General features: G+C 38.7%; 16 protein-coding genes. 8 read left to right on the plus strand and 8 right to left on the minus strand.

Annotated elements, in window-relative coordinates:
* The first annotated feature begins 35 nt into the window (after window positions 1-35).
* Entirely contained in the window at window positions 36-1,946 is a 1,911-nt protein-coding gene (locus EDC17_RS04685) for an amidophosphoribosyltransferase (protein ID WP_132776990.1), read from the plus strand.
* Window positions 1,947-2,230: 284 nt separating this feature from the next.
* Here EDC17_RS04685 and EDC17_RS04690 read toward each other — a convergent pair whose 3' ends face one another.
* A complete protein-coding gene (locus tag EDC17_RS04690) occupies window positions 2,231-2,617 on the minus strand; it encodes a YchJ family protein (protein ID WP_132776991.1) in 387 nt (128 codons plus the stop codon).
* A gap of 128 nt (window positions 2,618-2,745) precedes the next feature.
* Between EDC17_RS04690 and EDC17_RS04695 the strand changes: the two genes are divergently transcribed.
* On the plus strand, window positions 2,746-3,240 hold the full coding sequence (locus EDC17_RS04695; RefSeq protein ID WP_132776992.1) for a lipocalin-like domain-containing protein: 495 nt from the start codon (window positions 2,746-2,748) through the stop codon (window positions 3,238-3,240).
* A 37-nt stretch (window positions 3,241-3,277) separates the two neighbouring features.
* On the opposite strand, the gene lysS is transcribed toward EDC17_RS04695, so the two are convergent.
* Window positions 3,278-4,984, minus strand: coding sequence for a lysine--tRNA ligase (gene lysS / locus EDC17_RS04700; RefSeq protein WP_207895676.1), 1,707 nt, complete (start codon window positions 4,982-4,984; stop codon window positions 3,278-3,280).
* Window positions 4,985-5,209: 225 nt separating this feature from the next.
* Between lysS and EDC17_RS04705 the strand changes: the two genes are divergently transcribed.
* The 6 genes from EDC17_RS04705 to EDC17_RS04730 all read left to right on the plus strand — a co-directional run bounded on the left by EDC17_RS04705 (window position 5,210) and on the right by EDC17_RS04730 (window position 10,145).
* Window positions 5,210-5,458 (plus strand): type B 50S ribosomal protein L31, encoded by a 249-nt coding sequence (locus EDC17_RS04705; RefSeq protein WP_132776993.1) that lies wholly within the window; start codon window positions 5,210-5,212, stop codon window positions 5,456-5,458.
* A gap of 70 nt (window positions 5,459-5,528) precedes the next feature.
* Complete coding sequence (locus EDC17_RS04710) at window positions 5,529-6,731, plus strand: putative sugar nucleotidyl transferase (RefSeq protein WP_132776994.1); 1,203 nt, start codon at window positions 5,529-5,531, stop codon at window positions 6,729-6,731.
* 23 nt (window positions 6,732-6,754) lie between these two features.
* On the plus strand, window positions 6,755-7,522 hold the full coding sequence (gene tpiA, locus EDC17_RS04715) for a triose-phosphate isomerase (protein ID WP_132776995.1): 768 nt from the start codon (window positions 6,755-6,757) through the stop codon (window positions 7,520-7,522).
* 1 nt (window position 7,523) lies between these two features.
* Window positions 7,524-8,363 carry a 50S ribosomal protein L11 methyltransferase gene (prmA, locus tag EDC17_RS04720; RefSeq protein ID WP_132776996.1) on the plus strand — a complete coding sequence of 280 codons (840 nt, stop codon included), beginning with the start codon at window positions 7,524-7,526 and terminating at the stop codon, window positions 8,361-8,363.
* Between the two features lie 3 nt (window positions 8,364-8,366).
* Window positions 8,367-9,749: a Mur ligase family protein gene (locus EDC17_RS04725; protein WP_132776997.1), complete on the plus strand. Its 1,383-nt coding sequence runs from the start codon at window positions 8,367-8,369 to the stop codon at window positions 9,747-9,749.
* A gap of 66 nt (window positions 9,750-9,815) precedes the next feature.
* Window positions 9,816-10,145, plus strand: a complete 330-nt coding sequence (locus EDC17_RS04730; protein ID WP_132776998.1) for a helix-turn-helix domain-containing protein — start codon at window positions 9,816-9,818, stop codon at window positions 10,143-10,145.
* Window positions 10,146-10,219: 74 nt separating this feature from the next.
* On the opposite strand, the gene EDC17_RS04735 is transcribed toward EDC17_RS04730, so the two are convergent.
* The 6 genes from EDC17_RS04735 to EDC17_RS04760 form a co-directional block, all read right to left on the minus strand.
* On the minus strand, window positions 10,220-10,381 hold the full coding sequence (locus tag EDC17_RS04735) for a hypothetical protein (RefSeq protein WP_207895678.1): 162 nt from the start codon (window positions 10,379-10,381) through the stop codon (window positions 10,220-10,222).
* A gap of 133 nt (window positions 10,382-10,514) precedes the next feature.
* The gene (gene scpB / locus EDC17_RS04740; RefSeq protein ID WP_132777000.1) at window positions 10,515-11,075 is read right to left on the minus strand and encodes an SMC-Scp complex subunit ScpB; all 561 of its coding nucleotides are present in this window, start codon (window positions 11,073-11,075) and stop codon (window positions 10,515-10,517) included.
* On the minus strand, window positions 11,076-12,200 hold the full coding sequence (gene mqnC, locus EDC17_RS04745) for a cyclic dehypoxanthinyl futalosine synthase (RefSeq protein WP_132777001.1): 1,125 nt from the start codon (window positions 12,198-12,200) through the stop codon (window positions 11,076-11,078).
* A 189-nt stretch (window positions 12,201-12,389) separates the two neighbouring features.
* On the minus strand, window positions 12,390-13,589 hold the full coding sequence (locus tag EDC17_RS04750; protein WP_132777002.1) for a pyridoxal phosphate-dependent aminotransferase: 1,200 nt from the start codon (window positions 13,587-13,589) through the stop codon (window positions 12,390-12,392).
* A 95-nt stretch (window positions 13,590-13,684) separates the two neighbouring features.
* Window positions 13,685-14,056, minus strand: coding sequence for a DUF1573 domain-containing protein (locus tag EDC17_RS04755; protein WP_132777003.1), 372 nt, complete (start codon window positions 14,054-14,056; stop codon window positions 13,685-13,687).
* 139 nt (window positions 14,057-14,195) lie between these two features.
* A complete protein-coding gene (locus tag EDC17_RS04760) occupies window positions 14,196-15,161 on the minus strand; it encodes a KpsF/GutQ family sugar-phosphate isomerase (RefSeq protein ID WP_132777004.1) in 966 nt (321 codons plus the stop codon).
* Window positions 15,162-15,170 lie beyond the last annotated feature (9 nt).

Raw genomic sequence — 15,170 nt, forward strand, 5'->3', positions numbered from 1 at the left:
TTAATTTTCGTAACTTTGCAGCATCAATTCAAACTATGAGTGACGCTATAAAACACGAGTGTGGTATCGCACTAATCAGACTACTTAAACCCCTCTCATATTATCAGGAAAAATATGGTACGCCTTACTACGGGATTAATAAGTTGTATCTTCTTATGGAGAAACAGCATAATCGTGGTCAAGACGGAGCGGGTATTGCTACTATCAAATTTGACGTAAAACCTGGTAACAGATATATAAGCCGCTATAGAGCCATGGGTTCTACGGCTGTAGCTGATATCTTTGAGTACGTTCAAAAGAAATTTGCTGCCGTTCAGAAGGCTCATCCAGTAGAATCAAAAGATACACAATGGTTGAAAGACAATGTTAGTTTTACAGGTGAGGTATTATTGGGGCACTTGCGCTATGGTACACACGGCAAAAATAGCATTGAAAGTTGTCACCCTTTCCTACGTCAAAACAACTGGATGACCAGAAATTTGGTGTTGGCAGGTAATTTCAATATGACCAATGTGGACGAGTTGTTACAACAACTTTATGATCTTGGTCAACATCCAAAGGAGCAGGCGGATACGGTAACGGTTCTTGAAAAAATTGGTCATTTCTTGGATGATGAAAATCAAGAGTTATTTGATCAATTCAAAAAAGAAGGCTACTCCAACATCGAAATTTCAGCTCAAATTGGCAAAAACCTTGATGTCGCTAAGATTCTTACTCGTTCGGCCAAAACTTGGGATGGTGGTTACACCATAGCTGGTATCATGGGCCATGGTGATGCTTTTGTGATGCGTGACCCTTCGGGTATCCGTCCTGCATTTTATTACCAAGATGAGGAAGTATTGGTGGTGGCGTCTGAGCGTCCGGTGATCCAAACGGCATTTAATATTCCATTACAAGCTGTTAAAGAGATTAAGCCAGGGCATGCGCTGATTGCCAAAAAAGATGGTACTATTACGGAGGAAATGTTCAGACAGCCGGTAGAGCAAAAGTCATGTTCGTTTGAGCGTATCTATTTCTCACGTGGTTCGGATGCTGATATTTACCAAGAACGCAAGAAATTGGGTAAATTATTGTGTTCACAAGTGTTGAAATCTATTAATAACGATATTAAAAACACGGTTTTCTCTTTTATCCCGAATACGGCAGAAGTTTCGTACTACGGTATGATGGAAGGGATGAACAAATATGTGCGCGATTACCAAAAAGAAGTGCTTCTAAATCGTGATGAGAAAATTTCGGACGAGGAGTTGAATGAAATATTGAGTTTACATCCTCGTTTTGAAAAATTAAATATCAAGGATGCCAAGTTACGTACTTTCATTACGCAAGATGCAGACCGCCAGGATATGGTACAGCACGTGTATGACACGACGTACGGTATCGTGCGTGACCATGAAGATACTATTGTGGCGATCGACGATTCTATCGTGCGAGGTACTACGTTGAAACAGTCTATTCTGACTATTTTGGATCGTCTTCACCCTAAAAAAATAGTTATTGTGTCTTCAGCGCCGCAGATTCGATTCCCGGATTGCTACGGGATTGATATGTCACGTATGGGAGAATTCGTTGCATTCGAGGCTGCTATCAACTTGTTGAAGCGTAATGGCATGTCACACATTATTGATGAAGTATACCAAAAATGTCTGGCCTCTATCACACTGCCTAAAGATCAGGTAGAAAATTATGTGAAAGCTATTTACGAGCCATTTACGGACGAGGAAATTTCAGAAGAGATCGCTGCTATCGTAAGACCTCACGACTTGAAAGCTGATTTGCAGATTATTTTCCAAACATTGGAAAATCTTCATGTAGCTTGTCCTGATCACAAAGGAGATTGGTATTTTTCAGGAGATTATCCTACACCGGGAGGTAATAAAACTGCTAACAGAGCGTTTATGAACTGGGTAGAGGGTAAAAACGTAAGAGCTTACTTCAGCACTTAATAATCCTATATATATTAAAATTAAAAGCTAATCGAAATAAACGATTAGCTTTTTTTATGTAAAGGGAAAAATGTGTTAAATTTTTAAGACAGCGTTTCTAAAACCACTGTCGCTGGATTAATCCTCCATTTGTACCAGATCATCGCCATCATAAATCCATTCCCATGGACCTATCGTCGTTTCTGGTCTTTTGATTACATCATCTTTAATCATACTATTTATTTTAATTATTCAAATGTAATAGTCCCAGATTAGGATAATGTTATTCCGATATTAAATTTACGTTACTGCATAATCTTGCCATCGACATAGTACCAGTAATTTTGCTGTTGTTTGAAAGTTGATTTTTCGTGATGTATCTGTACTTGGCCATCCATATCCAAGAAGTGCGCTTTGAATTCTACAGTGTGGGTGGAGGATTGTACGATTTCCAGTTGCATCCATTTATTTTCTTGTGCCCATATGGCAATATCCTTCTTGTTTTGAAAACGTCGTGTCGTAGGGTGAAAAGTATTGTAAATAAAGTCTATTTCCTGTCGTACAAAGGCGCTGTATCGGGCGCGCATTAGTTGCTCGGCTGAGGCAGTGTTCTTCGGATCTTGATGGATTTTTCCACAGCATTCGGAATATTCTTTCTGGCTATTGCATGGGCATTGTTGGGGTGCTGTCATATGTGTTTTGTTAAGTTTACAAACTTAATTTTTTCTTTTTAGATGTGTATGAATCACTTGAGGGATTATAATAAAAATGTGACAAACTATTTCTGCAAAAATAGCGTTCTACTATAAAATATCAGACTATGGCTATATTAAAGAATGAAATTATTGGCGCTTGGAAGTTGCTTTCCTATATAGAGGTGCCAGTAGGAGGAGAGGAGTATCTATTTCCTTTGGGGACTAACCCAAAAGGAGTTTTGATTTTCAACCCTGATGGGTATATGTCTGTACAATTAAGCGTAAAAAATCCGGTGAAATATAATTCCGAGGATCGATTTGCGGATACGGATGAAAAAATGGCCACACGCGCTAAAGAATACATTGCTTTCACGGGCAAATATACCGTCAACGATATGCTGGCGCAGGTGAATTACCATATCGAGACATCCCTAAACCCTAACTGGGAGGGGGTTACGCAGGTGCGAAAGTTGGATTTTGAAGGTGATATCTTGTATCAAAAATCACTTGAACCCATAGCTTCCAATGGACAGATGGTATACGCCTATATGACTTGGCAAAAAATAACCAAGTCGATAGATGAAGAAAAGATGAGTGCGGAAATAGAAGAATTATATTAAACAAAAAAGGTTGGAAATTTTTCCAACCTTTTTTGTTTTATGCTGTGGTGATGTATTTGTTGTCACCTTCTACAATTATTTGAATTAAGTCTTTCTGGCGTAAGCTTTTCGTTGCTGTGTCCCATTTCTTTCCTGAGAGACCAGACTTATCTTTGGCTTCCGCCAATGTTTGTCTTTCTTCGGATAGAATAGCTAATACAATTTTCTCATCATCTGTAAGCTCTACCACTGGCTCGTTTTTCTCAGGGCGCATTTGCGGGAAGAACAACACTTCTTGAATCGAAGCATTATTGGTCAAGAACATGATCAGTCTGTCCATACCAATACCCAAGCCCGAAGTAGGAGGCATACCATATTCCAACGCTCTTAAGAAGTCTTGGTCAATAAACATGGCCTCGTCATCACCTTTTTCAGACAGTTTGAGTTGATCTTCAAAACGCTCGCGTTGATCGATAGGATCATTTAATTCTGAATAGGCATTGGCGATTTCTTTACCACATACCATCAATTCAAAACGCTCCGTCAATTCCGGATTATCGCGGTGTTTTTTGGTCAATGGAGACATTTCAATCGGATAGTCAGTAATAAATGTAGGCTGTATAAAATTGCCTTCACATTTCTCACCGAAAATCTCATCGATTAACTTCCCTTTACCCATAGTTTCGTTCACCTCGATACCCATGCCTTTTGCAGCAGCGCGAATTTCGTCTTCTGTTTTGCCTGAAATATCAAATCCCGTGAATTGTTTGATGGCAGCAGCCATCGTAACACGTGGGTAAGGTGCTCTGAAGTCGATTTTGTGCTCCCCAAAAGTAGCTTCTGTAGTGCCATTTACGGCAGTAGCACAATGTTCTAATAAGCGTTCTGTAAAGTCCATCATCCAGTTGTAGTCTTTGTAGGCTACGTAAATTTCCATCGCTGTAAATTCTGGATTGTGCGTACGGTCCATACCTTCATTACGGAAGTTTTTCGAAAACTCATATACACCGTCAAAACCACCTACGATCAGACGTTTTAGATACAACTCATTCGCAATACGCAAATACAAAGGAATATCCAAAGCATTGTGGTGTGTAATAAACGGGCGTGCTGCAGCGCCACCTGGTATGGCTTGCAATACAGGCGTTTCTACTTCCATGTAACCTGCATCATTAAAGAATTGACGCATCGCGTTAAACAACTTGTTACGCTTTACAAAGATCTCACGATTTTGCGCATTTACAATCAAATCCACGTAACGCATTCTATAGCGTTGCTCTGGATCCGTAAACGCATCAAACGTTTTTCCATCTGCTTCTTTTACGATAGGAAGTGGGCGTAAAGACTTCGTCAGAATGGTTAATTTTTCTGTATGAATAGAGATTTCGCCGGTTTGTGTCGTAAACACATACCCTTCTACACCTACAATATCACCGATATCCAACAATTTTTTGAAGACAGTATTATAGAAAGTTTTGTCTTCCGTAGGACATAGATCGTCGCGCTTTACATATACTTGTATACGACCAGTAGAATCTTGAAGCTCAATAAATGAAGCATTACCCATGATTCTACGGCTCATTATACGGCCAGCAAAACGAATGTTTTTATAGTTGATTTTATCTCTTTCGTAATTAGCTAGTATATCTGCCGCAGTGACATTCACCTTGTATTCATCAGCTGGATAAGGGTTTATGCCTAGATTGATGATGCTTTGTAGGTTTTGTCTACGTTGTAGTTCCTGTTCGGATAGTGAAATACTCATGTTTTAATCTAAATTTGAAATAATGAGCAAAAGTAACAAAAAGACTAGATAAAAGTGTTTTTTATACGTATATTATGCTAAAATAATGTAACTTTGTGCGTCTCCACTTAGCAGGAGGCAGGTGAAAAAATAAGGTTGTGTTGATAAATATTATTTTGGATTTAATTTTAAAATAGATTATCTTTGCACCTCAAATGTTAGCATATATAGTAATCATAAGATAAAATGAAAAAAGATTTACATCCATCAAACTACAGATTAGTTGTATTCAAAGATATGTCAAATGACTATGCTTTCTTAACTAAATCATGCGTAGATACTAAAGAGTCAATTACTTGGGAAGATGGTAACGAATATCCATTAGTGAAATTAGAGATCTCTCACACTTCACACCCATTCTATACTGGTAAAATGAAATTGGTTGATACAGCAGGTCGTATCGATAAATTCCGTACCCGTTACAACAAGAAATAATTATAATTTAAGTAATTATATAATCAAAAATCCCGATATGAAATTATCGGGATTTTTGTATTTTTAAGGAATGGGTTTATCACTTGTTTTATGGGATTGTACAGAGGATAGGAAGAGTCTGTTGCCGCTGGTGGCGACCCGTCCTGTTGGCAATCTTCGTGTAGGCGCATTCACGCTAGATCAAAAATGGTCTTCAGTCTTTCAGTCCGATGTATCTTATCTGACTGTAGATCACCTCTCTACAAAATTTCCTTTAGCTCCTCTGCAGTATGAAGTGCTGGTTATTCAAGCGGCTATTCTACCAGATGCAGAATTAGTTGCGGCGCTAGCGCGACTTCAATCCCTCGAGCGCCTGATAGATACTGAAGGAAATTGGATCGCTTTTAAGACCTATTCTACAAGTAAAGAAGATATAATCCGGGATTGCACAAGCAGCTCATTTGAATTGGTAAAATATTCAGGCGTGCTGAAGGCGTTGCATCATTTGGAAGATATATTCATCCACAATGCGGCGCAAATTGACTTTGATGCTGCTTATATAACATTTGAACCCATTAGTCCCACAAATTCTCATGTTTCCGTTATAGGAAATAGGCATCATATCGCTGCCTCGGCACAGCTAGCTAGTTGTACGTTGCATACCGATAAGGGATCGATTATCATCGAAGAAAATGCCATCGTGGAAGCGGGCTGTGTAATTCATGGGCCTGCCGTCATCGGCAAAAATTCGAGAGTGAAGGCTGGGACAGTGATTTATCACAACGTCACGGTGGGTGACAATTCAACGGTGTGTGGCGAATTAAATAATACAGTAATCTGGGGCAATTCGGCTAAGGGGCATTATGGTTACCTGGGCTGTGCGGTACTTGGAGAAGGCTGCAATCTGGGCGCCGGCACAAGCAATTCGAATCTCAAAAATGACTGGAGTCCCGTGAAACTATATTCCTACAAACACAATAATTACCGAGATACGGGGTTATTAAAATGTGGGGTCTTCATCGGCGATCATAGTATGTTGGCAATAGCTTCCAAAATCACTACTGGAAGTGTAATAGGAGTGGGCACTCAAATAGCAATGTCAAATTTTATTCCGAATTTTGTGCAGGATTTTTCTTGGCTGACGGATGCGAAAGCCGAAAAATACATCTTTACTAAATTCGTAGATATGATGGAACGGAAGGCACAAGCCAAAGGGGAAATCTTTACTGCTGAAGACAAAGAAATATTGTACTATATTTATACAGAGAATAGGGATAATAAGAAATTGAATTAATCAACCTTAATATATTAAAAACTATGCGTAAGAAAATCGTTGCTGGTAACTGGAAAATGAATTTGAATTTTGAAGAAGGCGTAAGTCTTTTTTCAGAGATTGTTAATATGGTGAAAGATGAGGTCGTGGGCAACCAAGAAGTTATCGTTTGTTCGCCTTTCATTCATTTATCTACCGTAGCAAAATTAGCAGAAAACGTAAAAAATGTAAATATTGGTTCGCAGAACATTCATCAAGCTGAATCTGGCGCTTATACCGGTGAAGTATCTGCCGCACAGGTGAAGTCGGTAGGAGTAGAGTATGTGATCTTAGGTCACTCTGAGCGTAGAGCTTATTTTGGTGAATCCGATTCTTTATTGGCTGAAAAAGTAAATAGCGCTTTGAAACATGATCTAAAGCCTATTTTCTGTATTGGTGAGACACAAGGAGAGCGTGAATCCGGAAAATACTTTGATATTATCAAAACTCAATTGACTGCTGGAGTGTTCCATCTTTCTAAGGAAGAATTTGCGAAGGTTGTATTGGCATATGAGCCGGTATGGGCTATCGGAACGGGCTTAACAGCTAGTCCTGAGCAAGCACAAGAGGTTCATGCATTTATCCGTGAGACTGTGGCGAATCACTACGATGCAGAGACAGCAGAAGCTACAACAATTCTTTATGGCGGAAGCTGTAATCCTTCTAATGCGCCGACATTGTTTGCACAGCAAGATATTGATGGTGGATTGATCGGTGGTGCTTCTTTGAAATCAAGAGATTTCTTAGAAATTGTAAAAGTATTTAACGCTTAATATGAAATATACTGCGGTTAACTTTGTGAGTTTGGATATCCAGGATTGGCAGAAGGATTTGTTAATAGCTGAGCTAGGTGATATTGGGTTCGATACATTTGAGGACAAGGATAAGGGTTTTTCGGCCTATGTGCCGAGTGCTAATCTTGACTTGCAAGCATTAGTGACAGTACTATTATCCAATGCTGTCGACTATACCATAGATTACGAAGTCCAAGATATAGAAAATCAAAATTGGAACAAACTGTGGGAAAGCAATTTCAATCCTATAGTCGTGGATGATCTGTGCTATGTACGTGCTACATTTCATGAGAGTAAGCCAGATTTTCCATATGAAATAGTGATCGATCCGAAAATGTCTTTTGGTACAGGTCATCACCAAACCACTTCCATGATGCTATCTTACATCCTAGAAAATGATTTCTTGGACAAGGAAGTATTGGATATGGGCTGTGGTACAGGTATATTGGCGATTCTTGCTTCCAAAAGAGGAGCAAACACTGTCCTGGCTGTAGACTATGACGATATATGTGTCGATAGTGTGATCGAGAACTCCCAGCTAAATGCGCTCAACAATATTGAAGCCTTATTGGGATCGAAAGAAGTCATAGCTGGCAAATCTTTTGATATCATCTTGGCAAATATTAACCGTAATATCCTATTGGATCAAATGTCAACCTATGCCGATGATTTGCGTGTGGGTGGTGAATTGTATCTAAGTGGTTTTTATGAAGAGGAAGATTTACCTATCCTCAGACAATGTTGTGATGATTTGTCCCTTGATTACGTAAGTCACAAGGTAATGGACAAATGGTGTGCAGCAAGATTTATTAAAAAGTAAAATATGCGCATTCACTTTATTGCCATAGGAGGTAGTGTCATGAGTAATTTAGCCATCAGTTTGGCTAGATTAGGTCACCAGATTTCAGGATCTGATGATCAGATCGTTGAACCTTCTAAATCAAAATTAATTGGGGCAGGACTGTATCCATCGACGATAGGCTGGGATGTAGATCGGATTACGGAAGAGCTGGATGCCATTATTCTGGGCAAACATGCTGAGGCCGACAATCCCGAGCTGCGCAAAGCACAGGAAATGGGTATTAAAATATACTCATTTCCTGAATTTATCTATGAGCAGTCCAAAAATAAGACCCGTGTAGTCATAGCTGGAACTTTTGGAAAGACGACGATTATCAGCATGATTATGCATGTGCTTAAGAAATTAGGTCATGATTTTGATTATGTGATCGGCGCCAAACTCGAAGGTTTTGATTCCCTCATAAAATTAACGTCCCAAGCGCCTATTATTCTGGTAGAAGGAGATGAATACTATGCCTCGTCTATCGATGATCATTCGAAATTCCATTATTACCAGCCCAATATTGCTATGATTAGTAATATACATTGGGATCCTTATAATATGGAAATCACCGAGGAGGCTTATTACCGTCAGTTTGAGGAATTTATTGATACTATCGTGCCTAAAGGCACTTTAGTGTATAATAAAGAGGACGCGAATGTCGTGAAAATAGTGGGTGAAACCAAAGATTGCAAGATCAACAGGCATGGGTACAAAATGCCAAATTATACCATCAATAAAGGGGTGACCTATATTGAGGTCGGTGATATACAGATTCCACTTCAAGTCATAGGCAAGCAGAATCTATCCAATATTGCCGGAGCATATACCGTATGTGAGTGGTTGGGCATCAAGCGACAGGAGTTCTATGAAAGTATAAGCGATTTCAGAAGCTCGATTCGGTATCTTGAATTTGTAAAAAGCGAGCATGGATCTGTAGTGTATCAAGACTTTGCGCATACTCCGACAAAACTGAAATCGAGTATCCATGCGGTCAAAGAGCAATTTTCAAATACGAAACTTCTGACCGTAATTGAACTGAATCCTTATGATGTAATGAATTTCGATAAGATAGAATTATATCGTGACAGTATGGTTGAGTCGGATGAAGCGGTTGTTTTTGTAAATAAAAATAGCATTAAAGAAAAAAATATAATTTTAAGTAATGTTGTCGATAAAATTATAAGTAATTTCAACCATCCCAAGCTCTCCGTGTTCACAGATATACACGAAGTCTATGAATTTCTTGAGTTCTTTAATAGTCAAGGGATTAATTTGTTGGTGATGGGATCAAATAGTAATTCGGTTGTGAATATTATGACGTTTGCCGATAAATTTCTTATTCAAAAAAGTCAAAAATTTTGACCGTTCATTTTTAATTTAATAATTTATTATTTAACTTGCACGTTAAATAAAAGAAACATTTACCAAATGAATACTTTAGGGAAAAAAATTAGATTATTAAGACACCAAAAGGGTTGGAGTCAGGAGGATGTCGCAAAGCGATTAGACATTTCAATCCCCGCATTTTCAAAAATTGAGACAGGAATCACGGATGTAAATCTTTCTCGTCTTAATCAAATTGCGAAATTATTCAATTTATCATTAGTTCAATTATTATCTACTTCGGATGCCAACGAAGAAAAAGAGAAATTTGAAGAAATTAATGAATTGAACCACAGACTTCAAGCACGCGAAGCAGAAGTGATCGACTTACAAAAAAAGGTAATTGACCTATATGAGCAGTTGCATAAAAAATAAGCCAAAAGAATAAGGGCAACTTTCCGAAAAGTTGCCCTTATTCTTTTGGCTACACTGATATTAGTTACTCCTTCTTAGAATTCGTCGTCATCGTCATCTAAGTCATCATACCCGCCAATGGGATCGATCTCGATATCAAAGTTATCATCATCGAAATCATCATCATCGTCATCAGGCCCGTTGAAACTGATAAATTTCTCATCAATATCCAACTTTTCGATAGTTTCATTCATCATAGCAATACTTACTTTCAATTGATTATTATATCGTAAAATTATAGAACAAAAGCTAAACTAAAAATTTTTTTTAAAAAATATCTATTTGATTGTCAGGGTTTTAATTTTAAAAAATATACTGAAATCTAAATAATTATTCTATGATTTCGCCAATGCTATTCTCTTCATTGATGATGTCCTTTAATTGCGGCAGATCTTTCACCGAATTAATACCAAAGTGATTCATAAAGGAGTCACTCGTGGCATACAATAGGGGTTTACCAATAGATTCTGCTTTACCTACTATTTTTATCAGATCTTTCTCCAACAGGCGTTGTATCGAATAGTCACAGTTTACACCACGTATTTGTTCCACTTCCAATTTGGTGATGGGCTGACGATAAGCGATGATGGCTAATGTTTCCAATCCCGCCTGACTTAATTTTTTACGATCACGATGTGCTTGCAGTTGGTTCAGGACGTCATGATAACTTTCCTTGGTCAGGAACTGGTACTTATTATTGAAAGTATGCAGCGCAAATACATAGTCCTCACTTGCATACTTTGCTTTCAGCTGATCCAAGAAGGTAAGTACTTCATCTTTATTGATGGTAATCATCAATCCATCCTGCAATATTTGCTTGATCTCCATAGCGGTCAACCCTTCTTCAGAGGCAAATATCAACGCTTCGATATTAAGTAGTATATCTTTCACTTAGTAATCAATTACTTGTTCGACCATAGATTGTGGCATTTCTCGCCATTGATAAGTCTGTGTGCGCAATTGTGGCTCAAAACCAGCTTCTGCAATTGCTTCCTGAATGGATTTGGAGGTGAATCGGTGTGGTGCGCCTGCGGCAGATACCACATTTTCTTCAATCATGATAGATCCAAAGTCGTTTGCTCCACTGTGCAAACATATTTGGGCTACTGATTTACCTACTGTCAGCCACGAAGCCTGAATATTTTTAATATTTGGAAGCATGATACGGCTTAAAGCTATCATGCGAATGTATTCGTCGCTCGTCACATTATTGGATATACCGCGAAGACGTTTCAGCAAAGTGCCATCATCTTGGAATGGCCAAGGTATAAATGCAATAAAGCCATAATGTTCTTCTGGTTTTTCAGATTGTACTTCTCTAATCCATACCAAATGTTCAAAACGCTCTTCGATGGTCTCGATATGTCCAAACATCATAGTAGCCGAAGTAGGAAGATTAATCTGATGCGCAGCACGCATGACATCCAGCCATTCTTGACCACCGCATTTCCCTTTGGAAATCAGACGGCGTACACGGTCGTTCAATATTTCTGCTCCTGCACCCGGTAAAGAATCCAATCCAGCTTCCTTTAATTTTGTCAAGACTTCAAGATGGCTCATGCCTTCCAGCTTCGCCACGTGTGCGATTTCGGGCGGCCCTAGGGAATGCAACTTAAGGGTAGGGTAGAGTTCTTTGAGCTGACGAAATAGGTTGGCGTAAAAATCTAATCCTAAATCCGGATGATGACCGCCCTGCAAGAGCAATTGGTCACCGCCGTACTTAAATGTTTCTTCGATTTTTTGTTTGTACGTCTCTATATCGGTTATATAACTCTCTTCGTGTCCCGGTCTTCGGAAAAAATTACAAAACTTACAGTTGGCAATACATACGTTGGTGGTATTGACATTACGGTCAATCTGCCAAGTGACTTTGCCATGTGGAACTTGTATCTTTCTTAATTCATTAGCTACATAGGCTAAATCCACTGTAGAAGCATGATGGTACAAAAATATACCCTCTTCTTTGGTCAGAAACTCAAAGTTTAATGCTCGTTCTAATAAGTTTTCTACATTCATTGCTAACAAAGATACTGATGATTTTTATGAACTAAAAGCAAATACCTTGTTAAGTGATGTAGAAATAATTTTAGGAAATCGTTGGGCTGGATAGTGTATCGAATCTTTTCGGAACAGAGGGAGCTTGTCTAAGGGGAGATATGCAAAAAGAGAGGGTTTTGCAGGCCTCTCTTTTGATTTTATCTGTAATTATATTGTTCTACCTGGGTATATTTCTAATGCTTTTTGCAAACAGGTCAATGCTTTATTCAAGTCATCTTGATTCAATACATAGGCCAATCGAACTTCATTGGTTCCTGCACCTGGCGTACTGTAGAATCCTGTAGCTGGAGCCATCATTACGGTCTCGTTTTCATAATCGAATGATTCGAGCATCCATTGACAGAATTTATCTGCATTGTCAATAGGTAATTGAGCGACAACATAGAAGGCACCTCCTGGATTAGGACAAAATACACCTTCAATAGCATTCAAGCCTTTTACTAAAGTGTCACGTCTTGCAGTATATTCTTGGGATACAGCTTGGAAATACGAATCCGGTGTATCTACAGCAGCTTCACCAGCTATCTGACCTTCTAATGAAGGGGATAGGCGAGCTTGCGCAAATTTTAAAGCGGTTTGGTATAGTTCTTTATTCTTGGTGATAAGGCATCCAATACGTGCGCCACAAGCCGAATAACGCTTCGAAACGGTATCAAATACAACGACATGATTTTCCAATCCTTCCAAATGCATTGGAGAGATGAATTCTTTGCCATCATAACAGAACTCACGGTATGCTTCGTCCGAGAATAAGAATAAATCATATTTCAGACAAAGTTCTTTCAACGCTTCCATCTCTTCGCGCGAATACAGATATCCTGTAGGATTATTCGGGTTACAAATCGCAATCGCTCTTGTTTTGTCAGTGATTACTTTCTCAAATTCGGCAATAGAAGGCAATGCGAAACCATTATCAATATAAGAAATAATAGGTTTTACAACCACATCCGAAGAACAGGCAAAACCGTTGTAATTCGCATAAAAAGGTTCAGGAATAATAACTTCTTCACCTGGGTTCAGGCAAGCTTGCATAGCTATAGTTATCGCCTCAGAGCCGCCATTGGTCACGATAATATCAGTAGGTTGAATATTGTAATTGATTTTATTATAATATTCGGTCAATTTGTTTCGGTAAGATGCAGTACCTTCTGATGGAGTATATGCCCATACTTTGAAATCAATATTCTTAAGTGCATTGAGCATGATTTCGGGAGTTTCGATGTCCGGTTGGCCAATGTTTAAGTGGTAGATTTTTTTTCCACTTTTTTTGGCTTGATCCGCATAGGGTGTTAATTTTCTAATCGGTGATGCGGGCATATCTATACCCTTTTGCGAAATTTTTGGCATATTATTGAGTTATTATTTCGTTGGCAAATATAGTGTAAAATAGAAGCCGCATCAAATGTAATTTGGTGCGGCTTCTATTTTTTGTTTGTTAATTTTTACTCTACGTTACCTTTTATTGTAAGCGTTTTTACTGGTGTTTTAGTATTTGACTTGACAATAAACGATTTGGTAAACGGACCTTTCGTAGCAGCATTATAAGTTACCTTAATTTTGCCTGTATCTCCTGGTTTAACAGGTGTTTTTGAAAAGTCAGCTACCGAGCAACCACATGAAGGAGCTACTTCTGAAATGATGACTGGCGCTTTGCCGGCATTGGTGAAAGTGAATTCATACGTTGCAGGTTTATTGAAAGCGATAGTTCCGAAATCATGCGATTCAGTTTCGAACTTAAATTCTCCGACTTGCATCATTGCTGTTAAAGTAATGAATGCAACAATTGCAGTTGCGATGCTTAAGATTTTTTTCATTTTTATACCTTCTTATCTATCTGTCCTATTTTGTTTAATACTCAATGATAATCAATTTTACTGCCAAAAATAAATCTTGTCATTTTTAATTGGTAAACACCACAAGATTTTTACATGACTTTATCCTTTTACAATAGAATTAAATTATTCCTTCTTTCAAAAGATCTTGTATATGGATGATTCCGCTATACTCCGCATTGGCAGTGACGATGAGCTGGGAGATGTTATTGTCTTTCATCGTATGAAAAGCCGTGATGGCTAATTCACCTTCTTCAATTTGCTTAGGATTACTGCTCATAATATCCTTAGCGGTCAATTTGGAAGTATCCTCATAGTTTTCCAACATTCGACGAATATCACCATCGGTAATGATACCAATGATCTGATCATTCTCAATAACGGCCGTAGCTCCCAATCTGTATTTAGTAATGGTAATGATGGTATGGCGGATGCTGTCTGAAGCCAATACGGTTGGCTTGCCATTATTATTGGATAGATCGCCAACCTTCAAGTATAGCTGCTTACCCAAGGCACCTCCAGGGTGATATTTTGCAAAATCTCTATCTGTAAATTGTCGCAGCGTCTGCAAGCATACTGCCAATGCGTCACCCATCGCCAATTGTGCAGTTGTACTCGTCGTCGGCGCTAAATTATTAGGACATGCTTCCCGCTCTACCGTGGTGTCCAGTACATAGTCTGCCTGTTGGGCCAAGAAAGAATTGAGATTGCCGACTATGCCGACCATTCGGTTGTTGGCTTGCTTCAAAAATGGAATCAATACCTTAATTTCAGGCGTATTGCCACTTTTGGAAATCACAATCACTAAATCATCTTGCTGTATAATTCCCAAATCCCCATGTATCGCATCAGCGGCATGCATAAAAATCGATGGTGTACCGGTAGAATTTAAGGTGGCAACAATTTTCTGTGCAATAATAGCACTCTTGCCAATACCCGAAACCACCACACGGCCTTTCAAATTCACTATAATATTAACCACCTCGGCAAAATCATCTGTAATTTTATGCGTCAACGCTTCCAAAGCTTTAGCCTCCAATTGAAGCACCTCAATGGCCTCTTTTTTTATTTCTGAATTGCTTTTCACGGAAAATCT

This window comes from Sphingobacterium alimentarium (assembly GCF_004342685.1).
Taxonomy (GTDB): Bacteria; Bacteroidota; Bacteroidia; order Sphingobacteriales; family Sphingobacteriaceae; genus Sphingobacterium; species Sphingobacterium alimentarium.

Excerpts from the sequence above, each read along its gene's own strand:
- EDC17_RS04685 (WP_132776990.1), top strand. The coding sequence starts at position 36 with ATGAGTGACGCTATAAAACACGAGTGTGGTATCGCACTAATCAGACTA.
- EDC17_RS04690 (WP_132776991.1), bottom strand. The coding sequence starts at position 2,617 with ATGACAGCACCCCAACAATGCCCATGCAATAGCCAGAAAGAATATTCC.
- EDC17_RS04695 (WP_132776992.1), top strand. The coding sequence starts at position 2,746 with ATGGCTATATTAAAGAATGAAATTATTGGCGCTTGGAAGTTGCTTTCC.
- lysS (WP_207895676.1), bottom strand. The coding sequence starts at position 4,984 with ATGAGTATTTCACTATCCGAACAGGAACTACAACGTAGACAAAACCTA.
- EDC17_RS04705 (WP_132776993.1), top strand. The coding sequence starts at position 5,210 with ATGAAAAAAGATTTACATCCATCAAACTACAGATTAGTTGTATTCAAA.
- EDC17_RS04710 (WP_132776994.1), top strand. The coding sequence starts at position 5,529 with ATGGGTTTATCACTTGTTTTATGGGATTGTACAGAGGATAGGAAGAGT.
- tpiA (WP_132776995.1), top strand. The coding sequence starts at position 6,755 with ATGCGTAAGAAAATCGTTGCTGGTAACTGGAAAATGAATTTGAATTTT.
- prmA (WP_132776996.1), top strand. The coding sequence starts at position 7,524 with ATGAAATATACTGCGGTTAACTTTGTGAGTTTGGATATCCAGGATTGG.
- EDC17_RS04725 (WP_132776997.1), top strand. The coding sequence starts at position 8,367 with ATGCGCATTCACTTTATTGCCATAGGAGGTAGTGTCATGAGTAATTTA.
- EDC17_RS04730 (WP_132776998.1), top strand. The coding sequence starts at position 9,816 with ATGAATACTTTAGGGAAAAAAATTAGATTATTAAGACACCAAAAGGGT.
- EDC17_RS04735 (WP_207895678.1), bottom strand. The coding sequence starts at position 10,381 with ATGATGAATGAAACTATCGAAAAGTTGGATATTGATGAGAAATTTATC.
- mqnC (WP_132777001.1), bottom strand. The coding sequence starts at position 12,200 with ATGAATGTAGAAAACTTATTAGAACGAGCATTAAACTTTGAGTTTCTG.
- EDC17_RS04750 (WP_132777002.1), bottom strand. The coding sequence starts at position 13,589 with ATGCCAAAAATTTCGCAAAAGGGTATAGATATGCCCGCATCACCGATT.
- EDC17_RS04755 (WP_132777003.1), bottom strand. The coding sequence starts at position 14,056 with ATGAAAAAAATCTTAAGCATCGCAACTGCAATTGTTGCATTCATTACT.